This window comes from Photobacterium sp. SKA34, from assembly GCF_000153325.1.
In the GTDB taxonomy this organism is placed as follows: Bacteria; Pseudomonadota; Gammaproteobacteria; order Enterobacterales; family Vibrionaceae; genus Photobacterium.
Genome location: NZ_CH724141.1, coordinates 1,162,336 through 1,181,113, shown reverse-complemented (window position 1 = coordinate 1,181,113; position 18,778 = coordinate 1,162,336). Strand labels below are relative to the sequence as shown.

Sequence of the window (18,778 nt, the reverse complement as noted above, 5' to 3'; positions counted from 1 at the left end):
TAGAGCTTGCCAAAGGCTTATTCCCAACATGGATCGCTGCAATTCTTATTGCGGCAGTATTGTCAGCTGTAATGAGTTCTGTTGCTGCTCAATTATTAGCATCATCGAGTGCGATAACGGAAGACATCACTCACTTTTTCAACATCAAACTCAGCGAAAAATCGCAAGTTATCCTTGGACGTTTATCTGTCGTTGCCGTATCGTTAGTGGCTATGATTTTTGCTAGTAACCCACAAAGCACTATTTTATCTATTGTTGGACACGCTTGGGCTGGCATGGGTGCTGCATTTGGGCCTGTTGTATTATTCTCGCTATTTTGGCGTCGTTGTAGTGCCCACGGTGCTATCGCGTGTATGGTGGTTGGTGCAGGAGTCGTTATTGCTTGGATTTCAGCACACGCCGCTTGGCCGAACTCAACCTTATTTAGCGTATATGAAATCATACCAGCCTTTATTTTGTCATCAGCAGCACTGGTTATTGTCAGCCTTAAAGGCGAACAACCGAGTGAAAAAACACTACGTCATTTCGATGAAGTGAATGAGCACTGTGAAAAACTCAAATTGGAACCGCTGAAATAATCAAACGTGATTTTTCGTGATAAAAAAGCCGCATATATTCATCTCAACAGAGTAATAATATGCGGCTTTTTATTAAACGTTTATAAATGGCAACAAGAGATAAGGTAATTATCGTCTTAATGCATTCAATTTAGTTTGCGCAATACCAAAGACAGTATCATTTGGATATATGCCTTGCTCTGCATCAGTCCCCGTTTGCTTACCTGTGAAGATCTCAATAGCTTTAGAGACATGGTCTATCGCCCAAATATAGAATTCACCCTTTTCTACTGCTTCTACAATATCTTTGCGTAACATTAAGTTATGCACGTTAGATTGTGGAATGATCACACCTTGATTAGCGGTTCTTCCTTTGATCGCACACACATCAAAGAAACCTTCAATTTTCTCATTCACCCCGCCAATCGGCTGTGCTTCACCAAATTGGTTCATCGAACCTGTAATGGCGACATCTTGACGTAACGGTAAACCAGAAAAAGCCGAAACAATCGCACACACTTCAGCCATTGATGCACTGTCCCCATCCACACCACCGTAAGATTGCTCAAAGGTAAGATGTGTTGTTAATGGGATCTTCGCTGTTTTACCAAATACGGATGCTAGATATGCCGAGAGGATCATCACGCCTTTCGAGTGAATACTTCCGCCCAGTTCTGCACTACGTTCAATATCAAAAACTTCACCGCTACCGTACGCTGTAGTTGCGGTTATTCGGCTAGGTGCCCCAAATCGATAATCAGACGTTGCTATCACAGATAATGCATTGACCTGCCCGATGGCTTGATGATCAACATCAATAAGAGTAGTACCTGTAACAAAGCTTTGCATCACATGATCTTTTAAGCGACTCACACGCTGCTCTTGATTTTGTAATGCTTGCTCAACATGGCTACTGCGGATCATGGTTGCGTTAGATGATTTCGCAACGTAATTAGTCTCGCGCAGTAAATTCGCAATATCAGCAGAATGTAATGACAGCTTATGCTGATCATCCGCTTGGCGAGAGCTGTATTCAATGATCCTTGCAATCGCTTTCCGATCACAATGGAGCATATCGCCATCATGAACGATACTGGCAATAAAGCGAGCATATTGCTCTTCAGAAGTATCTGTTCGCGGCATATCATCTTCAAAATCTGCCGTGACACGAAATAGCTCTTTAAACTCTGGATCGTAATGTTGTAGTAATTGATAGGTTTGATAATCACCAAACAAAATCAATTTTACATTTAATGGGATCGGCTCTGGTTCTAATGAAATGGTGCCAGACAACGTCACTTCACGTTCAAGCGAACTTAAATTCAACTTTTGCGCACGCAGTGCACGTTTTAAACCATCCCAAACATAAGGGCGCTCTAAAACTTTTACCGCATCCATCATTAACACGCCACCATTAGCGCGATGTAAACTACCAGCACGGATCAAAGAGAAATCCGTAAAGACGGTTCCTTTGAAGGTCGCATTTTCAACATAACCAAAAATAGAGTGGTAGTTTGGACTCTCTTCAACCTCAACAGGAAACTTACGATCAACATCTTGATGAACAAGTACATTGATTTGGTAGCGACGTGGCATTTTCTTGTCTAACGATGCATAAGCTAATGCGACTTGCTCTTCACTTTCTTCTAAGAAAATATCAATATTTTCTAGAATGTCGTTATACATTGCTGATAAGTAAGCTTTAATCTCAGGCAGTTTACTGTATTTCGCTTTCAAATCTTTAATGCAATGCGCCGTCACATCTTTGGCAATATCCTCATCAAGCTTTTGCTGCTTATCCGAGTACTTTTCTTCCCATTCCGTTAACTGACGAACAATACCACGCAGCTCAACTTCAAGATCATTGATCGTATCTTCAAACGTTTGTTGCTCTTTACCACTTAATTCAGCGAAAGAGTCTTCAGTATGTGGCTCTTCACCATTCATAGCCACAAGTTGATAATCACCTTGGGTAGTAATGGTTAAGCCAACACCTCGTTCTTCTGCGCCTTTTTTCATTGTCATTAACGCATTTTCTTGTTTCTGCGCTAATTGTGTTTTTAACTTTTCAGCTCGACTAATATAAAGCTCATTATCAAATGCCATTGGAAATGCTTTCACTAAGCGCTTCATGAGCTGTTCAATATCTTTTTTAAATGCACTACCTTCACCTGCAGGTAGCTTAAGCACCTTAGGGCAACGGGTATCATCAAAATTTGAGACATAACACCAGTCATACAATGTATTGGCGTTGCCATTAGGATCGTGACGATTTAAGTAACGCATTACCATGGTGCGTTTACCTAATCCATTACGACCTATCGCATAGATATTGTAACCTTTTTCCTTAATCGACATCGCAAACTCAACCGCTTGTTGTGCTCGCTCTTGTCCTACTATCTCATCTAATGGTGTAAGGTGTTTGGTTGACTTACACTCATCACTCAATTCGTTTAGCGCTGATACGCGATACAGCTTGTCACTGGTTAGAGGTTTAACTGACATAATCGATCCCTCTCGTTACGACGTCTACCTTCAGTCTACTCATAAAATATCGATTTTTTAGAGAGTTAAGCTACAAAAAGTGGCGTTAGTCTCATTTTTTAATGTTTAGCGCTGAAAATTTAGGCACAAAAAAAGCCTAACATTGCTAGTATCACTTTTAATATAGTAAGACTCAGCTAGTTAGGCTTTTATATTGCGAAATGTAACGCAATTACAACGTTGCCATTGCTCCTTTACCTACCCCTTCGTAGGCAACAACATCAAGACAATCATCAGCAGATAAACTTGGTTTAACCTTTTCAGCAATATAACTGGCAAGTAATTCAACAGTGGTGTCAGTGGCTAACATTTCCGTTTCCGAACGAGCAATTGCAAGTTCAAACTCACCTTGTGGTGCTGTGTAACGGAAACCATAATGAGTTTCGTCCGATACCGATTTGGCACACTCACTTAAATTCAGCTTAGTGACACTACATACATCTTCTTCTGAGCCTAAGTAAATATCTTGCCAACGCTTCGCCCATTGCTTTTCTAGTTCAGCATTGCGCTCTCCGTTAACAATAAGCTCAATCGGAGAACGATGACCGTGTGCAATGCGTTGACAGTTACCATCATGTTTTTTTAAACCGTGGCTGTAATGATAAAAAGCACCTTGAATTACTTCATGGCGAAGTACTACTTCCAGACCTTGCACATTCTCAGGTAGATTATCTTTAAGTACGTGATAAACATGCTCAGTCACACTTTCAATCGTCACTGTCTCTGCATCAATAAAGCAGAATGCTTCCTCTGGACAATGTAAGTGAATATTTTTGTCTTCTCGCAGAAGATCGACTGTCGCATAGCCCGTTTTAGTCGCGGCAGTGTGAATTGCTGGAGATTTAGCAGGCACAATTAAACGGTGATCGACATATTGATCAACTAATTGTTTGATCTGTTTCTTAACACGACTGAAATCAAGCACCATACTCATTTCATTTAACTCGCCCGACATCACCACATCAAGAATCCAACTTTCGCCAACCATACCGCGATCGGTACATAGGTATGACGCATCAATTACAGTGAGATCTCTGACAAATAGCTTCAAAGTGAAGTCCTTATTGATAATGGTTGTCGTTTCTAGGGGAGTGCATTATACGCTGCTGACGCAATGAGTAAACAAGCAAAATCAGTAAACACTAGATATAAAAAAGCAGCGATGATTATCATCGCTGCTCTCATTAGTATTCGTTATTAAGAAGATCTAAAAACGATAGTTCGCTGAGATGTAGAACGTCGTAATACTCTTTAGATCAGATTGAGTATTTGGATTTACGATATCCTCTTTTTTTGCACCAGCCCAATCAGTTTGATCTTTACGTTGGCTCGCGGTGTGACGGGCACCAATTTCTGTCGTGAAATGGTCGGAAATTCGCCAAGCAACACCCGCTTGAACACCAAGCACAGGGTTCGATTGTTTATAAGAACCATATTGTTGGCTGGTTGTTTCAGCAATCATGTAACCCACATGCGCACCCACAAATGGGTTGATAGCTTTGTCTGCTAGGAAGATATAATCAGCGCTTAATAAATGAAGAGTGACGTCAGTATCGGCGATCTTTTTATTCTCAAACTCAGATTCACCACTCATTTTCTGATAGCTGTAGTAAATCCGTCCATTACCACCAGCGGTATAAAAACCAATATCAGCACCAGCAAAACCGCTCGCGTCAGGTGAAGAGGGTGAAATTGCATTTTTATCTTTATCAGTGTGAACAAGAGAAAAGCTCATATCAGCCATTCCACCTGTTAACCCCACAAAGTAATGCATTGTGTCATCAAATTTTGGCACTTCATCTTCAATTGGCGATAAGCCATTTTCAGGTGTCGCAACCACAGGTTCTAAAACTAGTGGCTCACTCGGTGTATAAGCTGAATTTTCTGTTGATAATTCTTCTGCGGCAAAAGTTGTTGAAGAAAAAAGAGCACTAAGTAATACGCTCGCAAGCAATGTCTTATTCATAAACCGATCTGTTTCATCCTGTTTCATTGTATTTAAGCGTTAAGCCTACGAAGGGCTAAAACTTATAATTATTCCAATAGTGGTATGATTATATACTGAAACGAAAACAAAACTCGATATTGTTATGAAATTAACACTGTAATAAGTGGTGGCAATATTCTACGCACCACTTACAGTATTTTACTGAAATTATTCTTCTTTCAACCAATTTAATGCATCGATTGAGTTATCAAAATAACGCACTTCACCGGATAAGAACCAATTCCCTACTTTTGCGCCAACTTCTTGCCAATGTTTATTGCCATATAACGCTACTTTACGAAATTTCTTACCGTGCTTTAAGCCTAGCTTTAGATCATCCCAAGCCGCATGTATATCCCAACCATCGCACTGAGTACCGTCAAAATACACATCAACAATAGGTTTATCGACATCGGCTAACGCATCATCAATTTCAGGCGTAATAAGCTGGTAATCTTGATGGGTTAATTTACCTGTTGCTTTTAATTCAACGAAAAACTCATCACCGTTGTTATCAATTTCGATTTTAATGCCATGAGACTTTGTCATTTCATTATCTCCTCGATCAGTATTTAACGTTATTGTTATTTTGATAAGACTTTATAACAGAGACAATTTTACGGTAGTGGCAATGGTGCAAGATTACTCTGCATGCTTACAGGTTGACATAATTAGAGAGATTTTCATCCCAATACGGTGTTTCACCAATATATTGCTTAAAAAAACTAATTGCAGAGACGATCTTTTTAGGCAAATGTTTACGGCTTGGGTACACCACATAAAAGTGCATATCCTGATTGGCTTCCCAGTCATTAAGTAATTGAATCAGCTTTCCTGTTTTAAATTCATCAGTTAAAAGATACGTTGCAAGATATGCAATCCCCCAACCTGATACACATGCATCACGAACCGCTTCAGCTAAATCAACTCGATAATTTCCTGATACCGTGACACATAAGCCTTCTTGATCGCGTAAAAATGACCATGTGCCATGGTTTACCTGCCTATTTTGATAAACTAGACAGTTGTGATTTTGCAAATCACTGGGGTGAGTAGGCACAGAATGATGAATAAGGTATTCAGGAGATGCCGCAACAATAAAACGCGTATCAGCTAATCGTTGAGCTACATAACCTTCAGGAATATTTTCGAAATTGGTGATCCATAAATCCAGCCCTTCATCGACCATATTTGCACGATGATCAAATAAACTGACTTCAACATGAAGATCAGGAAATTGTCGGCGAAGATGTTCTATTGCAGGAATAATATGCATAGTGCCAAAAGATTGAGATAAGCCTAAGCGTAAAGTACCTGATACCTCATCACGAATATTTGCCATCATCGCATCAGCATCTAATACCGCAGAGACTAACTGCTCACAATATTTTGCATATTCGATACCTTCATCAGTCAAAGTAAAGCTGCGTGTCGTTCGCTGCACTAACTTCACCTGCAACTCTGTTTCTAATAAACCTAGCTGTTTACTCACATGCGATGTTGATACCCCGAGTTTATGCGCAGCATTAGTGAAATTGCCACTTTTTACAAGAGTGTGAAATATTGTCATTCGTCCGGCGCGATCTTGAAGCACTGCAATTACCTACCTATTTTAAGTCCTTAACAGTTTACTGCAGAACCTATCTATACCGTTATAATTCCTGTTATTAACCACAATTATTACCATTCAGTAAAAGTAATTTCCATTAAGGTGTAATTATCATTCTTATTGAAACAATTATAATACAGCCTCATTTATGAATTAGATTGGAGTGTGTTATTTATAAACAACACATCGATATTAAAGTATGTATTGGGATGGCAATTATTACAGTAGGTGTTGCTGTAATTAATTTAGCAGGTGTTTCGCACCACCACTAAATATCCCTATATAGCCATTATGAGAGGTTATGATGAACCAACAACGTGCTGAAAACTTATACTACTATTTACGTAATCAAAAGAGTTCTCAAAAAGAGATCAATGTTATTATTCAACAATTAAGTCAAAACTACGGTATTAATTTATCAGAGCTTGATCGCCGTTATCGTTCACGTATTGGTTACTCACCAAATCGATATGACATTAATACCTATGGTAGCGCAGGTTCTCGTACAATGAACCAAACTCGTGGTATGCAAAATAATAAATGAGATATATTAATTCAGAATTAATAATTAACAGACAAGCTTATATAACAACTAAAAAAACCGACAATGACTTATTCATCGTCGGTTTTTATAACTAAACTAAAATCAGTTCATACGTTGAATAACCCATGGCATTAATTCGACATAGGCGTACCAGCAACCAGCAGCGATGATTGCAGTCCATACTATGCGTGATAACCATTGAGAGCGCTGCATATGACGAGAAGGATCAGGCTCACCACAGTGAGGACAAAAATGTGCACGACGAGACACAATACCTTCACAAGCAGGACAATCCGTTAAACGTTTAGATCGAGTTGCTACATCTGCTTTACTCAATGATTTTGCAGTTAACGACGACTTTTTTGTAGATTGAGGTCGCTGCTCTGCACGCATTGAAAGCATAACTTCATCATTATCATCATCGACTGCCGAAAAATCTGTTGTTTTCACGTTGTTCACCATTAAATCAATTTCTACGATAATGATACTAAATAACTATCCAATAAGCATACCCACTCGATAAATATTGACGTAACTTTAATTTACTATCAGGTATTATATCGTCACATACGATATTTTATGTAATTAATGCATTATTTAATAACGATTAACTGTAAAATTTATATGATTGAATTTATTACTATTCGACAATATCCATTCATACTTGAGATACTATAGCTATACCTTTTTTCTTCCCTGTAACCAGACAGAATAGATTGATACAGAAATTATCAATAATCATTAATTGCTAAATAGTATTTTTCATCAACCACGATTGCAGCAAACGCCTGAACCAGGTAAATCATTTCCTTAACACTTCAGTTTAAACATGTTGGAAAATGGCCGTTAATGTAAATGTCGAACCCGCTATATTTGTGCCTGATGGAATGGCGAGCGATAAAACAAGTTGGAAGAGATGACACACCACCATTAACTATCGCATGCGAAAAATCTTCGCTTTGATTTTTTCGATCAAGTAGTGCGCTTCGTTCAAAGAGCGTATAGCCATATTTAACGGCTTAGTTAAACTCAAAAAATGCTGTATATCCGATATATCATCACAAGGTTGCCGAGAGCTGCCGAGAAAAGCCAATTGCTGATGATTTAGCCCCGACAAAAAACTGGATTCTATCAACAAACGTTGAAAGCGCCCCCACTTTGTGAAATTTGTAGACAACACGACAGAAGGAGAAAAAAAATGATAAAATAGCGCATTTCTTGCAGTTAGATTTGGATAACTTTGTTGATGTAAACACTCAGGATCAAACAAAAAGATCGTTCCAGCTCTACCAATTACCTTCGTTAATTCATAATCTTCAGTTTGTTGATGGTACAACTCCCCCACTTGCCCCTGATAGTGATGCCGATGAGAACCTGCAACAAACGCAAATGCTCCTGACTCTACATCATCAAGATAACAGCCTAATTTCAATGATCTTGGAATAGACTTAGATTGATAATATTCAGTGCAATACCATTCATCACGATGTAATGGGTGAAAATTGTCTTTAAATGGGAGACTTTGCCATCCTTTCGCTTCTTGCAAACAGATATCTTTTCCTAAATATTCAACAATAAGGTTATTAATTAATGGCATTAAGGGCAGTTGACAAAAACAGCGATTTAAAGTTAATAATTGATCCACTATTAATCGCTTTCTATCCGTTTGCGCATATCCTGTCCATGAGTTAAAAGTAGGGCGTTCCAATTGAGATTGAAAGCTCTGTTGCATTTTTAGTAACTCTTCATTTGTTATACATTCGGGCAGTACAACAACGCCGTTACGTTTTAACTCGTTCAGTAAATCTAGAAGTTGTGACATCCGTTAATACCTGGATAAAATCAGACGTTAATTTCTCACGACCATACTGGTAGTAAAAATCAGAAGAAGGTGTCTTTACGACTAACTGCTTGAATTCAAACAACTGATGCAACTGTTTTAGTTTCTGCGAATAGATAAATGGTTCATCTATTGAAACTTCATAAAGTTGTGTGGCGTGTCGCCTTAAAAAATCTAATGTTTCACCATCAGGTAATTCAGCTAAAATTGGCTTGCCACTTGCCACATAATCTATTGCTTTAGTCGCTAAATGGGTATCAGATTTACCTTTGTCAGGTTTACCCTTTTGAATAAATAACACATCACATTGCGATAAAATATCGTGTAATTTTTCTTTCGGTTGAGCACTTATCATTTCAACCTTACCTGTTAATTTATAATCGCGTATTAACTGCATCATTTCATCTTGAACATCGCCTATGTTGATAAGGCGAATTGGAAGGTCACACAGAGCCAATTGCTTAAGTAGACCTTTTGCGCTTCGCCTAAAACCATCCCATGTCCCGCAATAACCAAGGGTCAACACATTATGATTATCGGAAACATGATCAAGGACTTGATCATAACTATTAGGGATATAGCGAACACAATGTTGGGGGTATAACGATTGATAAGTATGATAATCAGCTATCGACGTTACCATCAAAGCACTCGCTTGCGACATTATTTTTTGTTCATATTTAGCGTCACTTTCATCGAAAAAGTAACTTGCTTGCGACCACGCATCACGAAAATCTAATACCAAAGGAACATTAAGCCATTTTGAAAGTAGCATACCAATTAAAGCGCTACTAAAAGGAGGACAAGAAACAACAATCACATCGGGTTTAATCACTTTACTTTTCTGCCATGCTTTATAAAGAGCAGGGAAAATCCAGCCCCAATGTAAATCAATTAACCAATACTTTTTAGCAATATCTCCATCTCTTTCTGGTGAACGCCAATGCCTTAAGCGATAGCATTGCTTATGAATAATTGTTGGCCATTTCCAACTCCAATCAATATTCCATGAAGATACAGGGACAATATCTGCGAGAAGTTCTAACTTATTTTTATTATCAACATTAGCAAATCGGTGATCTCGTGCTTCACGAAACACCACTACGCGATGCCCTAAACGCGTTAGAGCCTCGCTAAATCTTCGACTTCTGTTTGCACCAACATTTAATAGCGGTGGGGAAAAATAACTAAAATAAAATATATTCATTCATTTCACCTTAACGCCCTAATGACTTTGCCTGGATTACCCGCAAACAATACATTTGGCGGCACATCTTTAGTGACAACACATCCAGATGCAACAACAGATCCACGTCCAATAGTGACAGGCTTTACAATATTGACGCCAGTACAAATCCATACATCATCTTCAATCACTAAATCTGCCATTTCTGGTGGCTTATACCGGTCTAAACTTGGACTATGACCGCTGTGAGCATTAATGCTCGTTCTTCCTGCGATCATAACGTTATCGCCAATAAGTACTTTCTTTCCTACTGAAATACCAGTCTGCCAACCAATATAGCAATTCTCACCCATTCTTATTTCGCAACACCCACTATCAGGATGACCGTGAATACTCAGTGCTCCGTTTAAACACGTATTATTGCCAATATAAATTTTTATCGGTCCTTGGATTAAAGGAAAGCCATTTTCTAAACTCAATCCAGGGCTGTAGTGTTCTAACCGCGCCTGTAACATAGGAAGGTAGAAAAAAATGTTCAACAAGCGCTGCAAGATAAAACGTGCTAATCGATAAACAATATAAATAGGTCGATATATCCATGCTAAATCAGGTAGTTGACCATTAACGAACCACTTTGCGAGTCGATATAACAATCGGCTTAATGGCGTGTTTCTTTGTTTGATATAAGCACGAATTCGATCCGTTATTAACATTAATCACCACCTTTACGGCTTATTTAAAGCGTTTTATTGTTTAATCAAAGATGAATACAATTCGTGAGTTTGCGCGATTTGCATTGTGATATCATATTTTTGCTCTACCTTTTTTCTCGCAGCTAAGCCGACACGTTCAAGTAACTTATTTTGGCTATAAAGAAACATTAGCAATTTTTGTACCTGATCTATTTGCTCAAAACACACATACCAACCCTGTTGTTTATCGGTAAATATCTCAGCAAGCCCACCAGTCGGTTCAGCGATAACAGGTCGCCCAACAGCCATTGCTTCAACAGCAACATATCCGAAAGCTTCCTGCCAACAAGATGGCATCAATACAATATGTGCTTGTTGTAAATCCTGCTCAATTTGTGATGAACGTCCATGGTAATTAATCGACTGCTCTCGATATGCTGTGAGCTTCACCAGCTCAGACAGCTCCCCATCCCCATAAATATCTAATTGCGAAATTATTGTTAACTCTGGTTGAGAAAACAGATCTAATAAGTAGTGGATTCCTTTTTCTGCACTTAAACTTCCGATATAGAAACAACGTAATTTATTCGTAATTGGCGGTAATTTTTTATAGTTAAATCGCGATAAATTTATACCATTATTAATCAGCAATATTTTTTTAGATGGCATAAACGCTTCTAACCATCGCTGAATAAAAGGAGAAATAGCACAGAGGCGAGTAATTGGAATACCTAGAGCCAATTGTTTCCAACGACGCCATCCTGTTATCTCAACGTGTTTCGGGGGTGAATTATGCATTGTAAGCACAATTTTCGAACAAAAAACGCGTGCAATGAATGTATAAATATGTCCAATACCATAAAAATGGAAATGGATAAGATGAGGGTGATAACGTAGCAGTAAAGCAAACAATTGGGCGGAATTAGCAAAAGAGGAGTAGGTATATTTTTTTGATTTTAAAGCAGAATAAGCATCATCTGAAATAGATCGTGCTAATAAAATAAAATGTTTATTAGGATGTGGTAGCTGAATTAAAAAATCAAAAAAACTACTACCTTTTTTTATGTCAATATCACAAATTAAGACTATATTTTTCATCTTTTCTCTCACGATAAAAAGGTAGTCTTTAAAGCATATCTGAGAATATATTATTCTATTCTTAAAAAAGAGAATATTCTAAAACCCTAAACATAGCGACTATCTTTCCAGGTAGTCGATTATACAGAACCAAATAATACAACTAAGTTAATTTATGCCCATTTTATTTTCACTCAATGATTATTTAAAATAAAAAGCTTGTATTCAATTATATTACTCGTGCAACCACAAAATAACTGTCCCATTATTATTTAATTAAAACCGCCATAGCCTATCCCCCCGTTTGATAAAAATGTGATTCTCACCGAAAATAGATGTAAAAAAACAAACATCAAACTCACAAAATAATAATACTTTTCCACCAAATAACAATACTATCCCTTCAGTTAAATAAATGAGGAAGTAACCATTAAAGATAGAATATGATAGAAAAAAATACAATTTATAAAAAACAATGACTTTTTTTAGTTAAAAAATTGCAGTTATTAAATATATTTATTAACAATTTAAATAAATAATAATCCATCAAAATAAAAGTAAAACATAATCAAAGATAAATATTACTAAGTTAAATAAATATTTTTTGAATCACTTATAAGGAATATAAGTATGCATAAATTTAAAACATCACTTCTTTTTAGCATGTTAGCTATGGGTACTGTATGTAGTACAGCTGCATTTGCCGATCTACAAGCTCTTGCAAGTAAAACTGAATTAGTCAATTTAGGTACAGGTACCGTCCAATTTACAGGTCAATTACTAGAACAAGGTTGTAAAATTAATATTGGCTCTGGTAGTACTAATCAATTGGTTGACATGGGAACATCAGCGGTACCACCACGAGATTCAAATGGTTCAGTAACAAAAGGTCATTACTGGGGAGCAACAGACTTTACTATTACATTTGAAGAGTGTCCTACAGCAGCAAAATTAACAAACAATCAAAAAGTCTATGTTAAATTTAGTAATATAGACGGTAGCAATGACAATATGGATACTCTTAAAGTATTCAAAGATGGTTCAACTAGCTCAAGTGACTATATTGGAATTCAGATTTCACCAAAATTTGGTGAGGTCATAAAACTCAACGATTCAATTGAAATTGGTGATACTAGTACAGATACTAATTTACTAGCTGACGGCAACGGTAAAATTGATGCCCACTTTACAGCTCATTGGGCAGTAATCCAAGATTCTACTTCTGATACCGATATTGCACCAGGTAAATATACTGGTTCCGCAGCAGTAGATATTAGTTACCACTAATTAATAATGGATATTATTTAGGTCAGTATTTTTACTGGCCTAGTATATAAGAGAACAAAATGAAAAAATTACTACTAGCAGCTGGTAGCCTATTGATTTGTCTTCCTGCACATTCATCAGTTCGATTAGATCAAACTCGAGTGATATTTCATGGTGCAAGTAAAAGTGCAAATTTATCTATTTCTAATGATTCAGAAACCGATAAGTATTTTGTAAAAGGAAAAGTAGAAAAATTAAATAATAAAAATGCTTTTATTATTACACCACCAATTTCAAGTCTTGATCATAATGATAAAATCACATTAAGAATATCGCGTGCTTTTGGTGATTTACCCAAAGATAAAGAATCAATTACTTACACTACAATAACCGCCATACCAAAAGTCAAGAAAGATGGCCACAGTAAACTTGTGATGGCAATAGCGACACAAGTGAAGTTAATTTATAGACCTGAAGGAATTTCAGATCCTAACTTTAATATTGTAGGAAAGAAAATAAAAATAACGAAAACATTAAATGGTATTTCCATTAATAACCCAACACCATACTATATAAATTTTAGTAATATTAAGTTAAATGGTAAATTTTTCAATGTGGAAAAGTTGCCAAATCATATAATACCGCCGCTAAACAATAAAGAATTCAAGTTATCAATGAAGTTAAAGCCAAGTGCTAAAAATACGATAGACATAGGAATTATTAATGACTTTGGTGGAATCAATCGAATAGATTATAATATTTAGGTAAATTGATAAAGGGACTTAAAATGATTAATAAAAAGGATATTTCCTTATTATCAATATCTATCGCTTTAATGTCCTCTAGTTATGGTCATGAAAATGAAAGCCTTGATTTAAGTATACTTTCTGGTCTTATTAGTGAAGATGATCTCAATGCATATCTAGTACAGGGTGGTGTCGCTGGTACCTACCCTGTTAATATTTATTTAAACGATAAGCGTACTAGTGAAATTAGTGTTGAATTTATTAATATAGATCGTAATAAAAAGCTACTCCCATGTCTGTCTGATAAATTACTAGCAAATATGAGAGTCAAAACAAAAGATCTTCCATTTACATTGGAAGGGCAATGCGTCGATATAGGTAAAATCCCTTATGCAAGCTATAACTTTAATCTATCAAAACATAAATTAAATATATACCTACCAGGTATATACATTGATAAATCAAAATATAACACAGCTATGTGGGATAATGGGATTCCATCTCTAATAAGCACTTATTATTATTCAGAATCTAAATATTATGATAAAAAGGGTAATAACGATTCTGATAGTAGTTTTTTATCATTAGATAATAAAATAACTTTAGGCCCATGGCGAATAATTAATAATATTACATATAATAATTTAGATAAGTGGAAATCCAATGATTTATATTTATTTAGAGATATAATAGCACTAAAAAGTTACTTTAAAGCAGGTCAGATTTATTCATCTTCAGCTAATCATAACAGTAGTATTCCACTAACAGGAATAAACTTAATTAATCATAATTATATGGAAGATGGAACATCATTCAGGCAATCTCCAAACATAAAAGGGGTTGCAAAAAGCAATGCTGTTGTTTCGGTGTATCAAAATGATTCATTAATTTATGAGAAGTCCGTCTCTGCTGGACCTTTCATACTTGAAGATGTACAACCTCTCTCGAATAGTGATGATTTAACCGTTGTTATTACAGAAAATAATGGAAGTAAGCAAACCTTTACTGTTCCATATTCAATTTCTTCATCATTTTTGGCTGAGGGGGTGCATAAATATTCTTTTAATATCGGAAAGTATAGAGAAAAAGAAGTAAAATATAAACCATATATCGTTCAAGCAAGTTTTAGTTATGGACTCCCCAATTATACAACACTTTTAACTAACACGACATTATTCGATAAATATCAAGCTTTATCAGTTGGTTTAGGTTTTAACTTTGGTAATTTAGGTAATTTAACTTTAAAAAATCAAAAAATTAGATATACAGAGAAAAAAGACAACAAAGATTCATATAATTTTGATGTTGATTATAGTAAAGAATTCAGTAAACATAACTTAAGATTTAATATTTATTATGATAAATTTGATTCAAACTATAAATCACCAACTGATTATATTCGTCAGTATAATAGTAACTTTTGGGAAAATGACTATGATTACACTGTTGGAGTAAGTGTTAATAAAGGGTTTTCAAGTTTTGGAACATTATCCTTATCTATATTAAAGAATTCAACAATAAAAAATAATGATGGAACGCTTAATACATATATAAATTATAATAATAGCTTTTGGGGTGTATCAACATCAATATATTATTCTAATGTTAAATCAGAATATGGTGATGATAATCTTATTGGCTTAAATTTATCAATACCATTATATAAAAACATCAGTTCATCAATTTCTCACTATGAGAATATAAATGAAAAAACCAATTCAAGCAATATAAATATTGGTTACTACAATAATAATTTTAGTTTATCAGCAACAGAAAGTTTAATTAAAGGAAATCATGATAGTTCATCTTTGAATGTTAATTATGATCATAGTCTTGGCTCAATGAATGCAGGCATAAGTGAATCTGACACGTATCACCAATTGACCTATGGGCTGAATGGAAGTATTGCAATTCATAGTAGTGGGATTACTTTGGGTAAAAGTATTCATAATGGTACCGCTGCATTAATTGATACTCACGGAAGTAGTAATATAGAAATTAATAATAAAGTTAAAACTGATTATTTTGGTTATGCATTAATTCCTAATATTTCTGAATATTATGAAAATGAATTTCAAGTAAACACATATAGTATTCCTAATAATGTTGAGTTTGATATTACTAGAGCTTCTGTTGTTCCAACAGCAGGCGCTTTAACTAAAATTGAGTTTAAATCAATAATTGGTCATAAAATGATATTAAAAATACTCACTGAGAATGATGCTATCATTCCATTCGGAACCACTATTCATAATCATAGTTATGATAAATTTGAACATAATATTAATAACTTAATCGGTGATGATAATTTAGCGGTACTATCCGGAATGCATTCAAAAAAGGGTTATCTAACACTAAGTTGGTTGATAGAAAATAAAAATATGGATTGTAAAATCCCTTACGATTTAGATGATTTATCTCAAAATAGTTCTGGTTTTTATAGTTTAGAGGCGAAATGTAATGAAAAAAATTAAATTAGTTTATTTTCCATTTTTTATTTTTTCTCTACAGGTAAGTTTTTTCTCGGTAGCAACTGAGCGAATAGAAATTTACCCAGTTATATTAAAAGCAAACATAACTGCGGCATCTTGTAATTTAAAATTGGATACTGGTTCTCATTATCAGACAGTAACCTTTCCTGATGTTACTATTATAGATCTATTAAATAATAATGTTGAATGGGAATCATTTAAACTTAGATTGGGAGGTTGTTCTCGAAGTGTTGAGTATATTCATATTGATGTATTGACGGATGATCTAATCAAGAACAGCTATAAGTTTGCGACTAATATAAATAATAGTGGTTCCGGAATAGCAGAGAATGTTGCGATTCAAATAGAATATAAACCAGAAAATAATGGAAACTGGAGGTCAGTTACTAATAATGGTAGTTTCCATATTAAAAAAGATTTTAATAAAAAATCCGCGACTGCTTATTTAAGGGCTCGACCAGTAATTTACAACCCCGACGAAAAACTATTTAGTGGTCGTTATGAAACTTTAGTTCATTTTGTATTTTCTTATGATTGATAACAGGATTATTATGAAATTTATAAGATTATATTTATTACTTGCTTTATTTACCACTGCTTCACAAGCAGAATGCGTATATACTGAAGGTAATAATGTTAGTAATGTAAAAACAACTGCCCTTTCAGCAATTACTTTAAGTTCTACATGGGGCGAAGATTGGAACAATGACATTTATGAGCAAAGAACAAGAGTAAATCATACAACAACAGGAGTAAGGGAGCAGAAGTGGGTTCCATTAGCTAGATCAATCTCTACATTTTCACAAAATGATCCGACTCAAGTTGTATATAAATGTGACAGAACTTCTGATGCGATATTAACAATAGACAGCGGTATTAAAACCAGCCAAGCACCTAAGCAATTTGGAACTCAAGATAATGTTTGGCAAACTTCCAACATCGATATTGGTGTTCGAATTTATATTCAAAGTGGTAATAATGAAAAAGTAGCTCTTGAAAAGGCTTCAACAATTATTCCTAATTTTTCAAATTCAGGTCTTAATAATAAAAGAAAAATAATAATTACAGCTGAGTTTATACGTACTCCTCGCAAAAATAGTGAGGGTAATTATATAGTACCTAGTACTGCCAATATCGATGACATTATTCTTTCTTTAAAAACATCTAATGGAAGTATTATCTTTTATAAAATTAAAATTAGAGCACCAACCGCTATAAAATATAATAGTGGTATTTGTGCAGTAGCTTTGAGTCAAAATGTCATTGATTTGGGAAATATTCCATTACAAACAATAAATGAAAATCCTTTAGACACAAATACAAGATTATCTAGCATAGGATTCGGCTACAAGTGCTCAACAGATATACCTGGTCGATTAACATTAGGGCTTTTTTTTGACGTTGAAGATATTATTAATGTCGGTAACGACAAATATATTCTTATACAAAATCGTATAGTCGGAGACGCTGCTGCAAAAAATATTTTTTTTGCTTTGAGATATACTAATTTGGAGTTATTTTATAATAATTTTCATCCTGGTAATTGGATGACGCCCGGTTGGAATTTTCATCATGATCGTAATGGTGACTGGGTAGATTTCAATGTACGTTTACTAGGAAATAAGAACGGTAAGGAACTTAGTGAAGGGAAAGTTGAATCTTTAGTCTTATGGAAATTTAAATACTTGTAATATTTTTTCCATCGTGGTTTGTATAGTGTAAATATTTATATATAACTACTTTATACTTAATTAAAGTATAAAAGTAGTTATATTTATTTTCGAGCTATTATTTAATGATTTTTTATTTCTAAATTAACTTATATCAAGCTAACGATTACCTATTCAGTAGGGTTTGTTCCGCAATTCGTTGGAACTAAATAACGAAGTTACTATCTGATCGGCTACATCAATTAATCATCATCATAACCTTATGACGAGACCTTGTCGATTCAACGTCTTAACCATGACAACAGCACTGATGGTAATTTGTGGTTTCTATATCATTGATAGCGTTACAAAGTTTAATAATTTCAGTATTCAAGCTGGCTAACATCCCACTTGTTTGTCCTTATCACACCTTTATAAACCATCGAGCCATTGCTAGCTGAAAAAACTCAGCTTCAGAAACTACAACGCTCAGATTGGTGAAACCTACTCCATGATTAAAGAACTTGAAAAGCTTACAGGACTTGGTATACCTGAAACTCCATGCTTTGTATAAAAAACAATCTTCTTT

16 protein-coding genes and 3 pseudogenes are annotated in these 18,778 nt (G+C 35.3%); 9 read left to right on the top strand and 10 right to left on the bottom strand.

Features of this window, described 5'->3' with window-relative positions:
• Positions 1 to 578 (top strand): annotated as a pseudogene (locus tag SKA34_RS06695) (sodium:proline symporter); the annotation flags it as partial.
• 108 nt (positions 579 to 686) lie between these two features.
• Here SKA34_RS06695 and SKA34_RS06690 read toward each other — a convergent pair.
• The 5 genes from SKA34_RS06690 to SKA34_RS06670 form a co-directional block, all read right to left on the bottom strand.
• A complete protein-coding gene (locus tag SKA34_RS06690) occupies positions 687 to 3,062 on the bottom strand; it encodes a Lon protease family protein (protein WP_006644733.1) in 2,376 nt (791 codons plus the stop codon).
• Between the two features lie 211 nt (positions 3,063 to 3,273).
• Positions 3,274 to 4,152: a 6-carboxytetrahydropterin synthase gene (locus tag SKA34_RS06685; protein ID WP_006644732.1), complete on the bottom strand. Its 879-nt coding sequence runs from the start codon at positions 4,150 to 4,152 to the stop codon at positions 3,274 to 3,276.
• Between the two features lie 156 nt (positions 4,153 to 4,308).
• Entirely contained in the window at positions 4,309 to 5,067 is a 759-nt protein-coding gene (locus SKA34_RS06680; RefSeq protein ID WP_232284235.1) for an outer membrane beta-barrel protein, read from the bottom strand.
• A 189-nt stretch (positions 5,068 to 5,256) separates the two neighbouring features.
• Positions 5,257 to 5,637, bottom strand: coding sequence for an STAS/SEC14 domain-containing protein (locus SKA34_RS06675; protein WP_006644730.1), 381 nt, complete (start codon positions 5,635 to 5,637; stop codon positions 5,257 to 5,259).
• Between the two features lie 106 nt (positions 5,638 to 5,743).
• Complete coding sequence (locus tag SKA34_RS06670; RefSeq protein ID WP_006644729.1) at positions 5,744 to 6,682, bottom strand: LysR family transcriptional regulator; 939 nt, start codon at positions 6,680 to 6,682, stop codon at positions 5,744 to 5,746.
• 319 nt (positions 6,683 to 7,001) lie between these two features.
• Between SKA34_RS06670 and SKA34_RS06665 the strand changes: the two genes are divergently transcribed.
• Entirely contained in the window at positions 7,002 to 7,241 is a 240-nt protein-coding gene (locus SKA34_RS06665) for a hypothetical protein (RefSeq protein ID WP_006644728.1), read from the top strand.
• A 102-nt stretch (positions 7,242 to 7,343) separates the two neighbouring features.
• Here the strand turns inward: SKA34_RS06665 and SKA34_RS06660 are convergent, their stop codons facing one another.
• From SKA34_RS06660 to SKA34_RS06640, 5 genes are all read right to left on the bottom strand, one after another.
• Positions 7,344 to 7,691, bottom strand: coding sequence for a hypothetical protein (locus tag SKA34_RS06660; protein WP_039859786.1), 348 nt, complete (start codon positions 7,689 to 7,691; stop codon positions 7,344 to 7,346).
• Between the two features lie 484 nt (positions 7,692 to 8,175).
• Positions 8,176 to 9,063: a phytanoyl-CoA dioxygenase family protein gene (locus tag SKA34_RS06655; RefSeq protein ID WP_006644726.1), complete on the bottom strand. Its 888-nt coding sequence runs from the start codon at positions 9,061 to 9,063 to the stop codon at positions 8,176 to 8,178.
• Complete coding sequence (locus tag SKA34_RS06650; RefSeq protein ID WP_006644725.1) at positions 9,023 to 10,288, bottom strand: glycosyltransferase; 1,266 nt, start codon at positions 10,286 to 10,288, stop codon at positions 9,023 to 9,025. The genes SKA34_RS06655 and SKA34_RS06650 overlap by 41 nt, the downstream gene beginning before the upstream one ends.
• Before the next feature lie 5 nt (positions 10,289 to 10,293).
• Complete coding sequence (locus tag SKA34_RS06645) at positions 10,294 to 10,980, bottom strand: acyltransferase (RefSeq protein ID WP_006644724.1); 687 nt, start codon at positions 10,978 to 10,980, stop codon at positions 10,294 to 10,296.
• A 33-nt stretch (positions 10,981 to 11,013) separates the two neighbouring features.
• Positions 11,014 to 12,057: a glycosyltransferase family 4 protein gene (locus SKA34_RS06640; RefSeq protein ID WP_006644723.1), complete on the bottom strand. Its 1,044-nt coding sequence runs from the start codon at positions 12,055 to 12,057 to the stop codon at positions 11,014 to 11,016.
• Positions 12,058 to 12,708: 651 nt separating this feature from the next.
• On the opposite strand from SKA34_RS06640, the gene SKA34_RS06635 reads away from it, so the two are divergent.
• The 7 genes and pseudogenes from SKA34_RS06635 to SKA34_RS23145 form a co-directional block, all read left to right on the top strand.
• Positions 12,709 to 13,323 carry a fimbrial protein gene (locus SKA34_RS06635; RefSeq protein WP_198138471.1) on the top strand — a complete coding sequence of 205 codons (615 nt, stop codon included), beginning with the start codon at positions 12,709 to 12,711 and terminating at the stop codon, positions 13,321 to 13,323.
• A gap of 59 nt (positions 13,324 to 13,382) precedes the next feature.
• Positions 13,383 to 14,066: a molecular chaperone gene (locus tag SKA34_RS06630; RefSeq protein ID WP_006644721.1), complete on the top strand. Its 684-nt coding sequence runs from the start codon at positions 13,383 to 13,385 to the stop codon at positions 14,064 to 14,066.
• Between the two features lie 23 nt (positions 14,067 to 14,089).
• On the top strand, positions 14,090 to 16,522 hold the full coding sequence (locus SKA34_RS06625) for a fimbria/pilus outer membrane usher protein (RefSeq protein WP_006644720.1): 2,433 nt from the start codon (positions 14,090 to 14,092) through the stop codon (positions 16,520 to 16,522).
• Positions 16,509 to 17,078, top strand: coding sequence for a fimbrial protein (locus tag SKA34_RS06620; RefSeq protein ID WP_006644719.1), 570 nt, complete (start codon positions 16,509 to 16,511; stop codon positions 17,076 to 17,078). Before SKA34_RS06625 ends, SKA34_RS06620 begins: the two co-directional genes overlap by 14 nt.
• 13 nt (positions 17,079 to 17,091) lie before the next feature.
• Complete coding sequence (locus tag SKA34_RS06615; RefSeq protein ID WP_039859782.1) at positions 17,092 to 18,231, top strand: hypothetical protein; 1,140 nt, start codon at positions 17,092 to 17,094, stop codon at positions 18,229 to 18,231.
• Positions 18,232 to 18,478: 247 nt separating this feature from the next.
• Positions 18,479 to 18,638, top strand: a pseudogene (locus SKA34_RS23885) (IS5/IS1182 family transposase); the annotation flags it as partial.
• 14 nt (positions 18,639 to 18,652) lie between these two features.
• Positions 18,653 to 18,763: pseudogene (locus SKA34_RS23145) on the top strand (IS5/IS1182 family transposase); the annotation flags it as partial.
• Between the last annotated feature and the right edge of the window lie 15 nt (positions 18,764 to 18,778).

Bases quoted from the DNA above. Each gene is read 5' to 3' on its own strand.
- SKA34_RS06690 (WP_006644733.1), bottom strand. From the start codon at position 3,062: ATGTCAGTTAAACCTCTAACCAGTGACAAGCTGTATCGCGTATCAGCG.
- SKA34_RS06680 (WP_232284235.1), bottom strand. From the start codon at position 5,067: ATGAATAAGACATTGCTTGCGAGCGTATTACTTAGTGCTCTTTTTTCT.
- SKA34_RS06675 (WP_006644730.1), bottom strand. From the start codon at position 5,637: ATGACAAAGTCTCATGGCATTAAAATCGAAATTGATAACAACGGTGAT.
- SKA34_RS06665 (WP_006644728.1), top strand. From the start codon at position 7,002: ATGAACCAACAACGTGCTGAAAACTTATACTACTATTTACGTAATCAA.
- SKA34_RS06655 (WP_006644726.1), bottom strand. From the start codon at position 9,063: ATGTCACAACTTCTAGATTTACTGAACGAGTTAAAACGTAACGGCGTT.
- SKA34_RS06650 (WP_006644725.1), bottom strand. From the start codon at position 10,288: ATGAATATATTTTATTTTAGTTATTTTTCCCCACCGCTATTAAATGTT.
- SKA34_RS06645 (WP_006644724.1), bottom strand. From the start codon at position 10,980: ATGTTAATAACGGATCGAATTCGTGCTTATATCAAACAAAGAAACACG.
- SKA34_RS06640 (WP_006644723.1), bottom strand. From the start codon at position 12,057: ATGAAAAATATAGTCTTAATTTGTGATATTGACATAAAAAAAGGTAGT.
- SKA34_RS06635 (WP_198138471.1), top strand. From the start codon at position 12,709: ATGGGTACTGTATGTAGTACAGCTGCATTTGCCGATCTACAAGCTCTT.
- SKA34_RS06630 (WP_006644721.1), top strand. From the start codon at position 13,383: ATGAAAAAATTACTACTAGCAGCTGGTAGCCTATTGATTTGTCTTCCT.
- SKA34_RS06625 (WP_006644720.1), top strand. From the start codon at position 14,090: ATGATTAATAAAAAGGATATTTCCTTATTATCAATATCTATCGCTTTA.
- SKA34_RS06620 (WP_006644719.1), top strand. From the start codon at position 16,509: ATGAAAAAAATTAAATTAGTTTATTTTCCATTTTTTATTTTTTCTCTA.
- SKA34_RS06615 (WP_039859782.1), top strand. From the start codon at position 17,092: ATGAAATTTATAAGATTATATTTATTACTTGCTTTATTTACCACTGCT.